At 72.6% G+C, this 14,743-nt stretch carries 11 protein-coding genes; 6 read left to right on the top strand and 5 right to left on the bottom strand.

Annotated elements, in window-relative coordinates; translation table 11 throughout:
• The 6 genes from ACFTZL_RS27025 to ACFTZL_RS27000 form a co-directional block, all read left to right on the top strand.
• A partial coding sequence (locus ACFTZL_RS27025; protein ID WP_382587781.1) for a MinD/ParA family protein occupies nt 1-1,891 on the top strand: 1,891 nt, incomplete at its 5' end.
• Nucleotides 1,892-2,188: 297 nt separating this feature from the next.
• Nucleotides 2,189-4,039, top strand: coding sequence for an ABC transporter substrate-binding protein (locus tag ACFTZL_RS27020; protein WP_382587779.1), 1,851 nt, complete (start codon nt 2,189-2,191; stop codon nt 4,037-4,039).
• A gap of 19 nt (nt 4,040-4,058) precedes the next feature.
• Nucleotides 4,059-5,105, top strand: a complete 1,047-nt coding sequence (locus tag ACFTZL_RS27015; protein WP_382496728.1) for an ABC transporter permease — start codon at nt 4,059-4,061, stop codon at nt 5,103-5,105.
• Nucleotides 5,102-6,016 (top strand): ABC transporter permease, encoded by a 915-nt coding sequence (locus ACFTZL_RS27010; RefSeq protein ID WP_382587777.1) that lies wholly within the window; start codon nt 5,102-5,104, stop codon nt 6,014-6,016. The genes ACFTZL_RS27015 and ACFTZL_RS27010 overlap by 4 nt, the downstream gene beginning before the upstream one ends.
• Nucleotides 6,013-7,023, top strand: coding sequence for an ABC transporter ATP-binding protein (locus tag ACFTZL_RS27005; RefSeq protein WP_382587775.1), 1,011 nt, complete (start codon nt 6,013-6,015; stop codon nt 7,021-7,023). Before ACFTZL_RS27010 ends, ACFTZL_RS27005 begins: the two co-directional genes overlap by 4 nt.
• A 2-nt stretch (nt 7,024-7,025) precedes the next feature.
• Nucleotides 7,026-8,033: an oligopeptide/dipeptide ABC transporter ATP-binding protein gene (locus tag ACFTZL_RS27000; protein WP_382587773.1), complete on the top strand. Its 1,008-nt coding sequence runs from the start codon at nt 7,026-7,028 to the stop codon at nt 8,031-8,033.
• An 85-nt stretch (nt 8,034-8,118) separates the two neighbouring features.
• On the opposite strand, the gene ACFTZL_RS26995 is transcribed toward ACFTZL_RS27000, so the two are convergent.
• The 5 genes from ACFTZL_RS26995 to ACFTZL_RS26975 form a co-directional block, all read right to left on the bottom strand.
• A complete protein-coding gene (locus tag ACFTZL_RS26995; protein WP_382587771.1) occupies nt 8,119-9,075 on the bottom strand; it encodes a bifunctional riboflavin kinase/FAD synthetase in 957 nt (318 codons plus the stop codon).
• 113 nt (nt 9,076-9,188) lie between these two features.
• Nucleotides 9,189-12,659: a trypsin-like peptidase domain-containing protein gene (locus ACFTZL_RS26990; protein WP_382587769.1), complete on the bottom strand. Its 3,471-nt coding sequence runs from the start codon at nt 12,657-12,659 to the stop codon at nt 9,189-9,191.
• Nucleotides 12,660-12,921: 262 nt separating this feature from the next.
• Nucleotides 12,922-13,827: a tRNA pseudouridine(55) synthase TruB gene (gene truB / locus ACFTZL_RS26985; protein ID WP_382587767.1), complete on the bottom strand. Its 906-nt coding sequence runs from the start codon at nt 13,825-13,827 to the stop codon at nt 12,922-12,924.
• Complete coding sequence (gene rbfA / locus ACFTZL_RS26980) at nt 13,824-14,276, bottom strand: 30S ribosome-binding factor RbfA (RefSeq protein WP_382587765.1); 453 nt, start codon at nt 14,274-14,276, stop codon at nt 13,824-13,826. The genes truB and rbfA overlap by 4 nt, the downstream gene beginning before the upstream one ends.
• Nucleotides 14,277-14,321: 45 nt before the next feature.
• Nucleotides 14,322-14,615, bottom strand: a complete 294-nt coding sequence (locus ACFTZL_RS26975) for a DUF503 domain-containing protein (RefSeq protein ID WP_184598380.1) — start codon at nt 14,613-14,615, stop codon at nt 14,322-14,324.
• Nucleotides 14,616-14,743: the final 128 nt, after the last annotated feature.

Genomic DNA, 14,743 nt, shown 5'->3' with positions numbered 1-14,743 from the left:
CTACGGAGACCCTCACCCGTGTGATCCCAACCCCCAGGGCGGATACGGCTTCCCCCACCCCGGCGCCCCGGCCCCGGCCGCTCAGCAACCCCCGGCCCAGCAGCCGGAAGCCCCGCCCACCCCCGCACCGAACCCGCAGGACAGCTACGGCTTCCCGCAACAGGGTGCGCCCGCCCCGGCGGCCCAGCAGCCCCCGGCGCAACAGCCCGGCACCCCGCCGGCCCCCGCACCCAACGCGCAGGGCGGCTACGGCTTCCCGCAGCAGGGTGCGCCGGCTCCTGCCGGGCCCCATCCCCAGGGCGGCTACGGCTTCCCCCAGCAGCCCCCGGCCCAGCCTCAGCCCCAGCCCGGCGTGCCCCCGCAGGGGCAGCCGCCGTACCCCGGTCAGGGCGAGCAGCCGGGGCATCCGGGCCAGCAGCCCGTGGACCCGCGGACCGGGGCCGCCTGGCCGCAGCCCATGCAGCATGACCAGCGGCAGCCGACCAACCCCGGTGTCGCTCCGCTCGGTTACACCGCTGCCGTGGAGCTGTCCTCCGACCGGCTGCTCAACAGCAAGAAGCAGAAGGCGAAGAGCAGCCGCCCGGCGGCCGGTGGCGGCCGGTTCAAGATCGGTGGCAAGAAGGAGGAGGCCGAGCGGCAGCGGAAGCTGGACCTGATCCGCACGCCCGTGCTGTCCTGCTACCGGATCGCCGTGATCAGCCTCAAGGGCGGCGTGGGCAAGACGACCACGACCACCGCCCTCGGCTCCACGCTCGCCACCGAGCGGCAGGACAAGATCCTCGCGATCGACGCCAACCCGGATGCCGGCACCCTCGGGCGCCGGGTGCGGCGGGAGACCGGGGCGACCATCCGCGACCTGGTCCAGGCGATCCCGCACCTCAACTCGTACATGGACATCCGGCGCTTCACGTCCCAGGCCCCGTCCGGCCTGGAGATCATCGCCAACGACGTCGACCCGGCCGTGTCCACGACCTTCAACGACGAGGACTACCGGCGCGCGATCGACGTGCTGGGCAAGCAGTACCCGGTGATCCTCACCGACTCCGGTACCGGTCTGCTCTACAGCGCCATGCGCGGTGTGCTGGACCTCGCCGACCAGCTCATCATCATCTCGACTCCGTCCGTGGACGGTGCGAGCAGCGCGAGTACGACGCTGGACTGGCTGTCCGCGCACGGGTACTCCGACCTCGTCTCGCGGTCCCTCACCGTCATCTCCGGTGTGCGCGAGACCGGCAAGATGATCAAGGTCGAGGACATCGTGTCGCACTTCGAGACGCGCTGCCGCGGCGTCGTCGTCGTGCCGTTCGACGAGCATCTCTCCGCCGGTGCCGAGGTCAACCTCGACATGATGCGGCCGAAGGTGCGGGAGGCGTACTTCAACCTCGCGGCGTTGATCGCCGAGGACTTCACCCGCCACCAGCAGGCGCACGGCCTGTGGACCTCCGACGGCAACCCGCCGCCGGTGGCCGCCCCGCCGATGCCCGGCCAGCACACCCAGGGCCAGCCCCCGTACCCCGGCCAGCCCGGCCCCGAGCAGGTCCCCGGCCAGCCGATCCCCGGCCAGCCCGGCCCGTACCCGCAGCAGCCGCAGCCGCATCCGGGCCAGCCGTACGCGCAGCCCGGGCAGCCGTACCCCCAGCCGGGCCAGCCCCCGGCCCAACCGGGTCAGCCGTATCCGCAGGCCGCGGGTCAGCCGCCGTACCCGCAGCAGGGGCAGCCGCCGTACCCGCAGCAGCCGCAGCCCGGTCAGCCGTACGCCCAGCCCGGGCAGCCCCCGGCCGCGCCCCCGCAGGCGGGCTATGGCTACCCCCAGCAGGGCCAGCCCGGGCAGCCCGGTTACCCGGCTCAGCCCGACGGTCAGACCCCGCCGCCTCCGCCTCCGACGCAGTAATCGCCTCACCCGATCGGCCCCTTTCGAGGGGCCGATCCCCTTCCTGGCCCGCGCCGTTCTCACTCGGCGCGGGCTTCGGCGCGTTCAGGGGTGAAATCCGTTGCCAGCCCCTGGCCAGGAGGGCGTCAGTGGTCTCGACCAATGGGTGCGGAAAGCTCGCCAATTCGTTATTTCCGCAGGCCACAAGGGGTGAATGCGCCGTTGACGGGTGGAGACGGCCGCTGATACACACACATCAAACGTCTGACAGCCGATCAACCCGTCCTTCCCGTCCGAGCGATGACGCGAGGTCCGACCATGGGCACGAACGATCAGACACGCAGCCTCCCGCGCGGCCTCCGGCTCGTCGCCGTGGCCGGGGCGGCCGCGCTCACCCTCACCGCCGGGCTCGCGACCCCGCTCGATCCGGCGCCCCAGCAGGCCCGGGCGGCCGACGACGGCAAGGTGCTGACCGTCGCGGTGGCGCAGAGCGTGGACTCGCTCAGCCCGTTCCTGGCGGTCCGGCTGCTCAGTACGAGCATTCACCGGCTCATGTACGAGTACCTGACCAACTACGACCCCAAGGACAACCACGCCATCCCGGGCCTGGCCACCAAGTGGGAGTCGTCGCCGGACAAGCTGACCTGGACGTACACGATCCGCTCGAACTCCAAGTGGTCGGACGGCAAGCAGGCCACCGCCGAGGACGCGGCGTGGACGTTCAACAAGATGATGACCGACGACGGCGCGGCCACGGCGAACGGCAGCTACGTCGGCAACTTCAAGAAGGTGACGGCCCCGAGCCCCACCGAGCTGGTCATCGAGCTGAAGAAGCCGCAGGCCACGATGACCTCCCTCGATGTCCCGATCGTGCCGAAGCACGTGTGGGAGAAGGTCTCGGACTTCTCCGAGTTCAACAACGACAAGAGCTTCCCCGTCGTCGGGAACGGGCCGTTCACGCTGACCGGCTACAAGGCCGACAGCTACGTACGACTCAAGGCCAACAAGGGCTTCTGGCGCGGGGCGCCGAAGTTCGACGAGGTCGTCTTCCGCTACTACAAGGACCAGGACGCGGCGGTGTCGGCGCTGCGCAAGGGCGAGGTGTCGTTCGTCGCCGGGTCGCCGTCCCTGACGCCCGCTCAGGCGGCGTCCCTGGAGGGCGCGGACAACATCCAGGTCAACGACGCCCCCGGCCGCCGCTTCTACGCCCTCGCCACCAACCCGGGCGCGAAGGCCAAGAACGGCAAGAAGTTCGGCGACGGCCACCCCTCCCTGCTGGACCAGCGGGTGCGCAACGCGCTGTTCATGGCCGTCGACCGCGAGGCCATCATCGAAAAGGTGTTCCAGGGACACGCCGTCGAGGGCGAGGGCTACATCCCGCCGCGCTTCTCGCAGTACTACTGGAAGCCGTCCGCGGACCAGAAGCTGACGTACGACCCGGCCGAGGCGGCCCGGCTGCTCGACCAGGCGGGTTACAAGAAGAACGGCGACGGCAAGCGCGTCGGCAAGGACGGCAAGCCCATCAGCTACCGCGTGCTGTGCCACGCCACCGACCCGAACGACAAGGCGGTCGGCAAGTACCTCCAGGAGTGGTGGGGCGAGCTCGGCATCGGCGTCCAGCTCAACTGCCTGGACAACGTGACCGACCCCTGGCTCGCCGGGAAGTACGACCTGGCGTTCGACGGCTGGTCGGTCAACCCCGACCCGGACTTCGTGATGTCCATCCACACCTGCGGTGCCCTCCCGGCGACCCCCGAGGACACCGGTGCCACCGACAACTTCATCTGCGACAAGAAGTACGACGAGCTCTACGCCCGGCAGCTCGCCGAGTACGACCCCGCCAAACGGGCGGACATCGTCCAGCAGATGGAGTCGCGGCTGTACGACCTCGGGTACATGAACGTCATGGCGTATCCGAACGCGGTCGAGGCCTACCGGACGGACCAGATCAAGTCGATCACCACCATGCCGGCGAAGGCGGGGAACATCTACGGCCAGGACGGCTACTGGAGCTGGTGGTCGGCGGTCCCGGCGGACTCCGGCGGGTCGTCGGACAACGCGTCGTCGACCGGGGTCGTGGTCGGGGCCGTCGCCGCTGTCGTGCTCCTCGCCGGGCTCGGCGGTTTCGCTGTCATGCGGCGGCGGGCCACCGCCGAGGACCGCGAGTAGCGCGGGCGAGCGGGCGCACATGACCGCTGACGCGACACCCGCGCTGGTCGAGGAGAGGGAACCGGCGGCAGGGCCCCGGGTACGCAAGGGCTCCGCGTACCCGCGGTACCTGGCGGGCAAGGTGGCCGGGGCCGCCGTATCGCTGCTGGCCGTCCTCGTCACCAGCTTCTTCCTCTTCCGGCTGATCCCCGGCGACCCGGTGAAGACCATGACGGGCGGCCGTCAGGTGTCGGCCGAGCAGCTGGCCGCCTACCGCAGGGAGTTCGGGCTCGACCTGCCGCTCTGGCGGCAGTTCACCGACTACTGCGGCAAGGCGCTCACGGGCGACTTCGGGACGTCGTACCAGTTCCGTTCGCCCGTCGTCGACAAGATCACCGAAGCGCTGCCGAACACCCTGCTGCTCACCGGGACCGCCTTCGTCCTGTACACCGCGCTGGGCATCTTCCTCGGCACGCGCTCGGCATGGCGGCGCGGCACGGTCGGGGACCGGGTCAACACCGGTCTCGCGCTGACGCTGTACTCCATTCCGTCCTTCTGGCTCGGGCTGCTGCTGATCATCGTGCTGTCGGTGGGCATCGGCCCGCTCCCCGGGATGTTCCCCACCGGCGGCATGGAGTCGGGCGGCAAGGAGGGCTTCGCGTACGTCCTCGACGTGGCGCACCATCTGGTGCTGCCGGTGGTGACGCTGGTTGCGGTGGAGTACGGGCAGACGCTGCTGGTCACGCGGTCGGCGCTGCTGGACGAGATGGGCAGCGACTATCTGACGACCGCGCGGGCCAAGGGACTGCGCGACGATCTGGTGCGGCGCCGGCACGCCGTGCCGAACGCGCTGCTGCCGACCGTGACGCTGATCTTCATCAACCTCGGCAGGACGGTGGCGGGCGTGATCCTGGTGGAGACGGTGTTCTCCTGGCCCGGGCTGGGCGGGCTGTTCTACCAGGCGCTGAGCGTGCCCGATCTGCCGCTGGTGCAGGGCCTGTTCTTCGTGTTCGCCGCCGCGGTGATCGTGATGAACACCCTCGCCGACCTGGTCTATCCGCTGCTGGACCCCCGGGTGGCCCGATGACGACGACAACCGACACGGCCCCGAGTCCGCGCGCCCTCGCCCGGCAGCGCCGCCGGGCCTCCGTCGCGCGCTTCTGGCGGCAGTACCGCGCCGAGCGGGCGGGGCTGTACGGCCTGACCGCGCTCACACTGTGCGCATTGCTGGCGTTGTTCGCGCCGCTGTTCGTCGGCTCGGACGTGAGCAGCGTGACCGACGCTCCGGGGCGTCCGATGCAGAGCCCGAGCACCGAGTTCCCGCTCGGCACCGACCAGTTCGGCCGTGACCTGCTGGGCCTGGTGATCTGGGGCTCCCGGGTGTCGCTGCTGGTCGGGCTGCTCGCCGCCGTGCTGTCGGTGGCGATCGGCACCCTGATCGGGGTGACGGCCGGGCATTTCAAGGGCTGGTACGCGACGGTGATGATGCGGATCACCGACTGGTTCCTGGTCATGCCGACGCTGGTACTGGCGATCGCGCTGGCCACCGTGATGTCCCGCTCGCTGACCACGACCGTCGTGGCGATCGGCGTCACCACCTGGCCGACCACGGCCCGGCTGGTGCGGGCGCAGACGCTGGCGGTGGAGACCCGGCCGTACATCGAGCGGTCGAAGGCGCTCGGCGGCGGCCACTGGCACATCATGTCCCGGCACGTCCTGCCCAATGTGATGCCGCTGGTGCTGGCCCAGACGACCCTGATCATCTCCTCGGCGATCCTCGCCGAGGCGACACTCGCCTTCCTCGGCCTGGGCGACCCCACGGTCGTGTCGTGGGGCGGGCTGCTCCAGGACGCGCGGGAGGCGGGCGCGGTCAGTGCCGGGGACTGGTGGTACCTGGTGCCGCCGGGCATCGCCATCGCCGTGGTGGCGCTGGCGTTCACGCTGTGCGGACGGGCCGTGGAGTCCGTCCTCAACCCCAGGCTGGGGGTGTCGCGTTGAGTCTGCTCGACGTCAGGGACCTGACGGTGACGTACGCGGGCGGGGCGGCCGCCGTGCGCGGCGTCGACCTGCGCCTGGACGCGGGCCAGAAGCTCGGCCTGGCCGGCGAGTCCGGCTGCGGCAAGTCCACGCTGGCGCTGGCCCTGCTGCGGCTGCTGCCGACGGGCACCCGGATCACCGGCGAGGTGCTCCTCGACGGCGAGGACGTGCTGACGATGAAGTGGGGCCGGGTACGGGCGGTCCGCTGGGCCGGGGCCTCCGTCGTCTTCCAGGGCGCGATGCACTCCCTGAACGCCGTGCACCGCATCGGCGACCAGATCGCCGAGCCGATCCTGCTGCACAGGAAGGCGACGCCGGCCGGGGCGAAGAAGAAGACCGGCGAGTTGCTGGAGCAGGTCGGGCTGCCCGCCGCCCGCGCGGACGCCTATCCGCACGAGCTGTCCGGCGGCCAGCGCCAGCGCGTGATGATCGCCATGGCGCTGGCCTGCGACCCGCGGCTGATCATCGCCGACGAGCCGACCACCGCGCTCGACGTGATGATCCAGGCGCAGATCCTGCGGCTCATCGAACAGCTCGTGGCGGACCAGGACCTCGGCCTGGTCATGATCAGCCATGATCTGGCGGTCCTCGCCGACACCTGCGACCGGCTCGCGGTGATGTACGCGGGGCGGGTGGTCGAGGAGGGCCCGGCCGCCGAGGTGTACGAGGACGCCCGGCACCCGTATGCCAGGGCCCTGTCGGCCGCGTTCCCGCGCATCGGCGACCCCGCGTCCCGGTTCGCGCCGCAGGGACTGGCGGGCGACCCGCCCGACCCGGCCGCGCTGCCGTCCGGCTGCACGTTCCATCCCCGGTGTCCGGTGGCGCTGGAGTCGTGCGCCGAGGAGGACCCGGTGCTGCGGGAGGCGGGGCCCGAACGCCGGGCGGCGTGCGTCCTGGTCGGCGATCCGGTGAACGAGGCACGCGAGAAGCCCGATGCCCTGGAGGAAGCGAGGCCCAGCACACCATGACCATGTCCCCCACCACGGCATCCGACGTCACCACGGCACCCCTGCTGAGTGCCCAGGGCCTGTACGTCACGTTCCCCGGCCGGCACGGCGGCCCCCGGGCCCGCGCGGTGGACGGGGTGGACCTCGACATCCGGCCCGGCGAGATCGTCGCGCTGGTCGGCGAGTCCGGCTGCGGCAAGACGACCCTGGCCCGCTCGCTGCTGGGCCTGGTCGAGCCGACCGCGGGCCGTGTCACCTTCGACGGCCGCCCGCTGGAGTACTCCGGCCGGTCCCTGAAGGCGTACCGCAAACGCGTCCAGCTTGTCCTGCAGGACCCGAGCGGCTCGCTCAACCCGCGGCACACGGTGTACGACGCGGTCGCCGAGGGGCTGCGCATCCACGGCTACGGCGGCGACGAGCGGACCGCGGTCGCCGAGGCCCTGTCCCGGGCCGGGCTACGGCCCCCGGAGCGCTTCTTCCTGCGCTATCCGCACGAGCTGTCCGGCGGGCAGCGCCAGCGGGTCGTCATCGCGGGCGCGCTCGTCCTGGAACCCGAACTCCTCGTCGCCGACGAGCCGGTGGCGTCCCTGGACGCCTCCGTGCGCGGTGAGATCCTCGCCCTGCTGCTGCGGCTGCGCGCCGAGCTCGGCCTGTCCGCGCTGGTCGTCACGCACGACCTGGGGCTGGCGTGGAACATCGCCGACCGGGTCGCCGTGATGTATCTGGGCCGGATCGTGGAGACGGGCGCGGTGGAACAGGTGCTGACCGCACCCCGGCATCCGTACACCCAGGCCCTGCTGTCCGTGCTTCCGGAGGCCCCGGGCGCCCCGGTGGTCCTCACCGGCGAGCCCCCGGACCCGTCGCGCGTCCCGTCCGGCTGCCGCTTCCACGCCCGCTGCCAGATCCTCGCAAGCGGCGAGGCGGACCGAGCGGGCGTGGCATCCGCGTGCAAGGGCCAGGACCTCGACGTGCTGAGCGGGGGTGGTGAGTCACAGGTGGCCTGCCACTGGGCCGTTGCTACATCACCCTAAGAGGGGCGCGGGGCTGTGCTGTTTTGCGGCTCCGCCGCGTGGGCGCGACCAGCCCCCGCTCGCCCGCAGACGGCAAACAAGCGGACTAGGCAGACCCGTCCGCCGCAGCCACCAACTCCCGGCACTTCTTGACGTCCTGCCCCATCTGCTCCAGCAGAGCGTCAAGCGTCTCGAACTTGGCCTGCCCCCGCACGTACGCCAAAAAATCAACGGCGACATGCAACCCGTACAGATCCAGCCCGACCCGGTCGATGGCATACGCCTCCACCGTCCGCTCGGTCCCCTCGAACTGCGGATTCGTACCGACGGAAATCGCGGCCGGCATCGCTTCGCCCTGGGCGTGCAGCCAGCCGGCGTACACACCGTCGGCCGGGATGGCCGTGTGCGGCAGCGTCTCGACGTTGGCTGTCGGGAAGCCCAGCTCGCGCCCGCGCTGGGCACCCCGGACGACGACACCCTCCACCCGGTGCGGACGGCCCAGAATCTCCCCCGCACCCTCGACATCGCCCTCGGCGACCAACCGCCGCGTCAGCGTGGAGGAGAACGGCTCACCGCCGCCCGCCTCACCGGTCACGTACAGGTCGACGACCTCGACCTCGAAGTCGTAGGTCTTGCCCTGCGTGGACAGGAACTCCACGGTGCCGGCGGCCTTGTGCCCGAAGCGGAAGTTGGGGCCCTCGACGACGGCCTTGGCGTGCAGCTTGTCGACGAGCACCTTGACGACGAAGTCGGCCGGGGAGAGCTTCGAGAACTCGGTCGTGAAGGGGAGGATGAGCACCGCGTCCACGCCCAGTCCGGCCATGAGTTCGGCGCGGCGGTGGTGCGGGGCGAGCAGCGGAGGGTGGCTGCCGGGGCGGACGACCTCGCTGGGGTGCGGGTCGAAGGTGACGACGACGGCGGGCACCCCCAGCTCCCGGGCGCGGTTCACGGCATGCCGGATGATCAGCTGGTGTCCGCGGTGGACTCCGTCGTAGGAGCCGATGGTGACGACGCTGCGCCCCCAGTCCTGGGGGATGTCCTCCAAGCCACGCCAGCGCTGCACTGTGCCTGCTCCTTGTCGAAAGCTCGTCGAACCGTGTCCGTGGTTGTCCGTGGTTGCCTCGTGCGCAGGTCTAAGGGTGCCATGCCCCATGCCTCCGGCCCGCATCGGCATGGTCAGGCGGGGACGCGTACGCCCGCCAGGTTCTCGATCATCCGGCGGGAGCTGGGCCCGACCACCGCCGCCCACTCCTCAGGCGCGTCGGCCAGCCAGCCGGCCACGCGGGCGGCGAAGCCGGGCACGTGCCGGCCCAGATCGACCAGGGCGCGGTCGAAGCGGCCGGCGCCCTCCGCCGTGCGCACCAGGAGCAGGCCGACGCGGTGGACGAGGTCGCGCAGGTCGTCGCCGCTGTTCCGGGCGGCGGCCTGGAGCAGCGCGTCCAGCACGTCCGTGTCGTGCTCGCGGGCCAGGAGCGCGTCGCGCAGTTCGCGGCGCAGCGGGCGGGAGGCGGGGATGCCGGGCGGGGTGAGGACGGCGGCGAGGGCGCAGCGCAGCCGTACCGTTCCGCCGTCCAGCAGGCCGGTGACCAGGGGCAGCAGTACGGCCCGGGCCTCTGGGCCCCGGTCGAGCCGCTGGTCGACGTACGCGGCCGTCTGCCCGGCGAGTTCCGGCCGCTGCTCCGCCGCCTCCCGGACCAGTGCGGCGACCCGCCGGGCCAGGCCGGGCGGGGTGGCGTCGGCGAGCGCCCGCAGTGCCTCTTCCGCGTCCGGCCGCAGCAGCCGCGCCGCGAAGGCGCCGAGGACCGGCTCGGGGTGGGCCAGAAGGGCACGGGCCGGCACGTCCTGAGGGAAGCGCGGATCGCCCGCCGCGAAGCGCTCCAGCGCCCGTGGGAGGTACTTGGCCCGGGTGTGCGGGTCCTGGACGAGGAGGGCGAGTGCGCCGCCGTGCAGGGCGTGGCCGGCGGGGCGGGCGAGCAGGGCGAGGGCCGCGTAGCGCAGGAGGGCGCGGTCGTCTCCTGTGCTCACGTGCGGTGCCACGCGCAGTCCGTGCGCGACCGCGGCGTCCCGGCGCGCGGGCCGCTCGTCGAGCGCCCACCGGTCCACGGCCCGGCACACCGCCGACGGTTCCTCCTCGGCCAGCACGGCGAGCAGTTCGTCGGCTCGCCGGTGCGCGCGCTCGACGAGCACGTCCGTCAGCTCGTCCAGGGCCCGCCGGCGGTGGGTGTGCAGCAGCGCCTGCGCGGCCGTGGCCACGGTCGCGTGCGGGGTGGCGGGCAGCGGTCGCTCGTCGTCGAACCAGTCGGCGAGCAGCGGTTGCACGCCCGTGGGGTCGTCACTGAGGAGCCGTGCCACGGCGTCGAGGAAACGGGGACCGGCCTCGCACGGCGGGCCGTCGGCGTGGACCAGCCGCCGCAGCAGCCCGAGGCGCGCGTCCTGCGGCAGCCGTAGGCCGGTCCAGAAGGCGGGCCCGACCTCCTCCGGCACGGGCCGCTCCTGCCGCCGCCAGGCCACGATCCGGTCGGCGAGCAGCCGCAGCACCTCGGTGTACGGCGTCGCGTCGGGCACGGCCGACAGGGTCCCGGCGAGCAGCCGGGCGGCCCACCAGGACCGCGGGTCGGCGCCCAGCGCGTGCACCAGGTCCGCCAGACGGGAGGCCAGCCGCCCGGTGCCGTGCTGGCGGGCGAGGAACAGCAGGGCCTGGACCACGGGTCCGATGCGATGGTGCGGGACGGGGTCGGACGGCGATTCCCGGCCGCGGTGGACGAGGGCCCGCAGGGCCTCGTCGAGGTCGAGGTGCATGCCCTGGAGCCAGTCGGCGAGTTCCTCGTGGGCGAAGCGGTAGCCGGGTCCGGCGGGCACGAGCAGGCCCTCGGCGAGGACGGCCTCGGCCCAGCCGGTGCCGCCGCCGAGCCGCGCGGGGGCGGACCCCCACGGGAACACCGCCTCGAACGCCTCCCGGTCCACATCACCCAGGCCGGGACCGAGGCCGCGCCGGGCGGCCTCGTGCACCTGCCCGGCGACCTTGGCGGCCAGCCGGCGTACGGCGGTGCCGCGCAGGCCGTTCCCGTCGGCCAGGCGCGCGGCGATGCGCAGGGACATCAGGTCCAGGTGGGCCGCGAAGACCTCGTGCCGGTCGACGGCGGCGGGCACGTAGGGGGCATCGGCGAGGGCGGTCCGGATCTCGGCGAGCAGACGCAGGGCCAGGGGATGCCGGGCGTCCGTGCCGGCGAGGGCGCCTTCCGGGATGCCGTGCCGCAGGCGGGCCTCCCGGGCCTCGTCCTCGGTGAGATCGCCGAGGCGTACACACGCGGGCCGCGCTTCCGCACCCGCCGGCCGGTGCAGAACTGCGGCCGGGAACGGCGCCCCCTCCCAGTACTCCGCCCGGCACGCCACCACCAGCCGCACTCCGGTCTCCCGCAGCCACCGCACCGTCCCGTCGGTCCACGAGGCCAGACGGTGAGCCAGGGCCGGCGGCATCTCCTCGGGGGCGTCGAGGAGGAGCAGCAGAGGGCGGCCGAAGGCACGGGCGAGGCCGGCGAGACGTTCGGGCGCGGTGTCGCCCAGGTCGGCCGGGAAGGGGGCTCGGTCGGCTGCCACGGCCAGGGCGGCCCGGGCCAGCGCCCGGCCCGCCGCGTCCACCACCGACGCGTCGTCGTCCCGCAGTTCGGACCCGCGCAGCCACAGCGTGGGGTGCCCGCCACGGCCCCGGCGGGCCGCGAGGGCCGCGAGTTCCGTCGTACGACCGCTGCCGGGCGGCCCGACGAGACCGAGGACGGCGGCCGGGCCTGCCGTGAAGGCGCTGAACTCGGCCGCCACAGCCGCCCGTTCGACCGGTTCCGGGAGGCGGGCCGGGCCGTCCTGGGCCACCGAGGTGCCGGTCAGCTCCAGCACCCCGGCCAGGTTGAGGTCGGCGCCGTACGCGGGGACCGTCGCCGCGTTCTCGGCGAGCAGTTCGGCGAGCGGGCCCGCCGCTCCGGCGACCCGGGGACGCAACGGCACGGCGAACCCGACGTCGCGGTGGTCGGAGCTGAGCGCCGTACCGAGCACACCGACGACGGCTCCGGTCGCGGCGTCGAGCACGGGGCCGCCGGCCGCTCCGCCGGCCGGCCGCAGCGCGTCCCGCCCTGCCGTGCCGACCGCCAGCTCCAGCGCGTCGAGGCGGTGGACACGGTTCGTGGCCGTGTACGTCGCGGCGGCCGAGCCCAGGACACGTGCCTCGCGCCAGCCGCCGGCGGCGATTCGTACATAAGTACCCGTCCGGGTCCCGTCCCGCACGGTGACCGGCAGCGGCGGCACATCGAGGCCCTCGGTCCGTACGAGGGCCAGGTCCAGGGCGGGCAGCGGGGTGACCGCGTCGGCGGTCACGACACGGCGGCGGCCCCCGGGCCCGCACAGGACGAGCCGGGGCAATCCTTCGACGGCCTCGTGGCTGGTGACGAGCGTGCCGTGGTGGTCGGCCAGGAAGCCGGTGCCGCGGGGGCGGCCGGAGAGGTCGTGGACACGGACGAGGGCTTCGTCGGGGGCCCGGCCCGCCTGCTCCGCTGCCGCCGTTGCCTGATCCGCCGTTGCCTGATCCGCTGTTCCGGCGTGGTCCTGGGAGTCTCGTACGCTGCCGTCCGACTCCCGGGACCGGTTCCGCGACGCCATCGTCGAGCCTCCCCGCCGTACACCCGTGCCCTCGCGTTCGACGGTAGGGGCGAGATGATCAGCCGGACAGGCCGCTCGGCGAAAGCGCCCCCTTCCGCTCCCCCCGTTCACTCCGAGCGCCCGCACAGACGGGTGAACCAACGGGGACGGCTGGATACACCCTAGGGGTGGGGGAACCGAGGGGGGACCGTGGAGCGGCGGCAGTGGAGGTACCCCGTGGTCGCCGCTCCACGGGCGGACACCGGTCCCCCGGTCCCGCCCGTCAGCCGAAGACGGCCAGGCTCTTGGCCTTGCCCCGCTGCTCCTCGACGAGGGCTAGGAAGCTGCCCTCCGGGTCGAAGACGGCGACGGGCCCGGAGCCCGCGTACTCGTCGGGCATCTCCAGCCGTACGCCGTTGGTGAGCAGCTTGGCGCGCCGGGCGTCGACGTCCCAGCGCGGGAAGGCGGCCGTCGCGGCCTCGGCGATCGGCATCACGGCCAGCTCCTGCTGGTGCTCTTCGAGCGTGCGGGCCGCGTCCAGCTTGTAGGGGCCGACGCGGGTACGGCGCAGGGCGGTGAGATGACCGCCGACGCCGAGGTCGGCGCCCAGGTCGCGGGCCAGGGCCCGGATGTACGTACCGGAGGAGCAGACGACCGACACGACCAGGTCGAGTACGGGCGTGCCGTCCTCGGCGACCGCGTCCCTGACGTCGTACACGCCGAAGGAGGAGACCGTGACGGGCCGGGCCGGGATCTCGAACTCCTCGCCCTCCCTGGCCCGCTTGTAGGACCGCACCCCGTTGATCTTGATGGCGCTGACCTTGGACGGCACCTGCATGATGTCGCCGCTCAGCTTGGCGACACCCGCGTCGATGGCCTCGCGGGTGACCTTGGAGGCGTCGGCGGAGGAGGTGAGCTCCCCCTCGGCGTCGTCCGTGAGGGTGTTCTGCCCGAGCCGGATGGTGCCCAGGTACTCCTTCTCGGTCAGCGCGAGGTGGCCGAGGAGCTTGGTCGCCTTCTCGACGCCGAGGACGAGGACGCCCGTCGCCATCGGGTCGAGGGTGCCGGCGTGCCCGACGCGTCGTGTTCTGGCGATGCCGCGCATCTTGGCGACGACGTCGTGCGAAGTGAAGCCCGACGGCTTGTCGACGATGACGAGGCCGTCGGGCGTGGTGTGCTTCTGGGTCATTCGGTGGTGTCGTCCGTCTCGTCGTCCTCGTCCGGCTTGCGGTACGGGTCGGCCTCACCGGCGTACTTCGCGCCGGCGGAGACCTCGCGCACCTTCTCGTCGGACTGACGCGCCTTGTCGAGGAGGTCCTCGATGTTCCGGGCCGTGTCGGGGAGGGCGTCCATGACGAAGGTCAGGGTCGGCGTGAACTTCACGCCGGCGGCCCGGCCCACCTCGGAGCGCAGGATGCCCTTGGCGCTCTCCAGGCCGGCGGCGGCCTCGTTGCGCTCCTCGTCGTCCCCGTACACGGTGTAGAAGACGGTCGCCTCCCGCAGGTCACCCGTGACCCGGGTGTCCGTGATGGTGACGTGCGAGCCGAGCCGCGGGTCCTTGATCCCGCGCTGCAGCTTCTGGGCCACCACCTCTCGGATGAGGTCCGCCAGCCTTTTAGCCCGCGCGTTGTCGGCCACTGGTCCGTCTCCCGTTCTTTCCTGTCTGGGTCGTTCTCTGGGTCGTCAGTCGTCTTCGCCGTGGAAGCGCCGCCTGACGGACAGCAGTTCCACCTCGGGGCGGGCGGCGACCAGCCGTTCGCACCGGTCGAGTACCTCGCTCAGGTGCCCCGCATCGCCGGACACCAACGCCAGGCCGACGACGGCCCTGCGATGGAGGTCCATATGGTCCACCTCGGCCGCGCTCACCGCGTACTTGCGCTGGAGCTCGGCGACGATGGGGCGGACGACGGAGCGCTTCTCCTTCAGCGACCGGACGTCGCCGAGGAGCAGGTCGAAGGACAGAGTCCCCACGTACATGTGTATCCGGATGACCCGCCGGTACGGGATCGATGGCCCTGCTGTCGGAAATGGCAGGGACATCAGGAACGGTACCGCGAACGCGCCGGTGGCTCGATCGGGTTTTACCCGCTGGCTGGCCGTTGGGG

The organism is Streptomyces sp. NPDC056948, from assembly GCF_042674225.1.
Taxonomy (GTDB): Bacteria; Actinomycetota; Actinomycetes; order Streptomycetales; family Streptomycetaceae; genus Streptomyces; species Streptomyces purpurascens.
Note: the sequence above shows the minus strand (reverse complement) of the source record. Positions and strands in the feature narration are given on the sequence as shown.

Bases quoted from the DNA above. Each gene is read 5' to 3' on its own strand.
- ACFTZL_RS27020 (WP_382587779.1), top strand. From the start codon at position 2,189: ATGGGCACGAACGATCAGACACGCAGCCTCCCGCGCGGCCTCCGGCTC.
- ACFTZL_RS27015 (WP_382496728.1), top strand. From the start codon at position 4,059: ATGACCGCTGACGCGACACCCGCGCTGGTCGAGGAGAGGGAACCGGCG.
- ACFTZL_RS27010 (WP_382587777.1), top strand. From the start codon at position 5,102: ATGACGACGACAACCGACACGGCCCCGAGTCCGCGCGCCCTCGCCCGG.
- ACFTZL_RS27000 (WP_382587773.1), top strand. From the start codon at position 7,026: ATGTCCCCCACCACGGCATCCGACGTCACCACGGCACCCCTGCTGAGT.
- ACFTZL_RS26990 (WP_382587769.1), bottom strand. From the start codon at position 12,659: ATGGCGTCGCGGAACCGGTCCCGGGAGTCGGACGGCAGCGTACGAGAC.
- truB (WP_382587767.1), bottom strand. From the start codon at position 13,827: ATGACCCAGAAGCACACCACGCCCGACGGCCTCGTCATCGTCGACAAG.
- ACFTZL_RS26975 (WP_184598380.1), bottom strand. From the start codon at position 14,615: ATGTACGTGGGGACTCTGTCCTTCGACCTGCTCCTCGGCGACGTCCGG.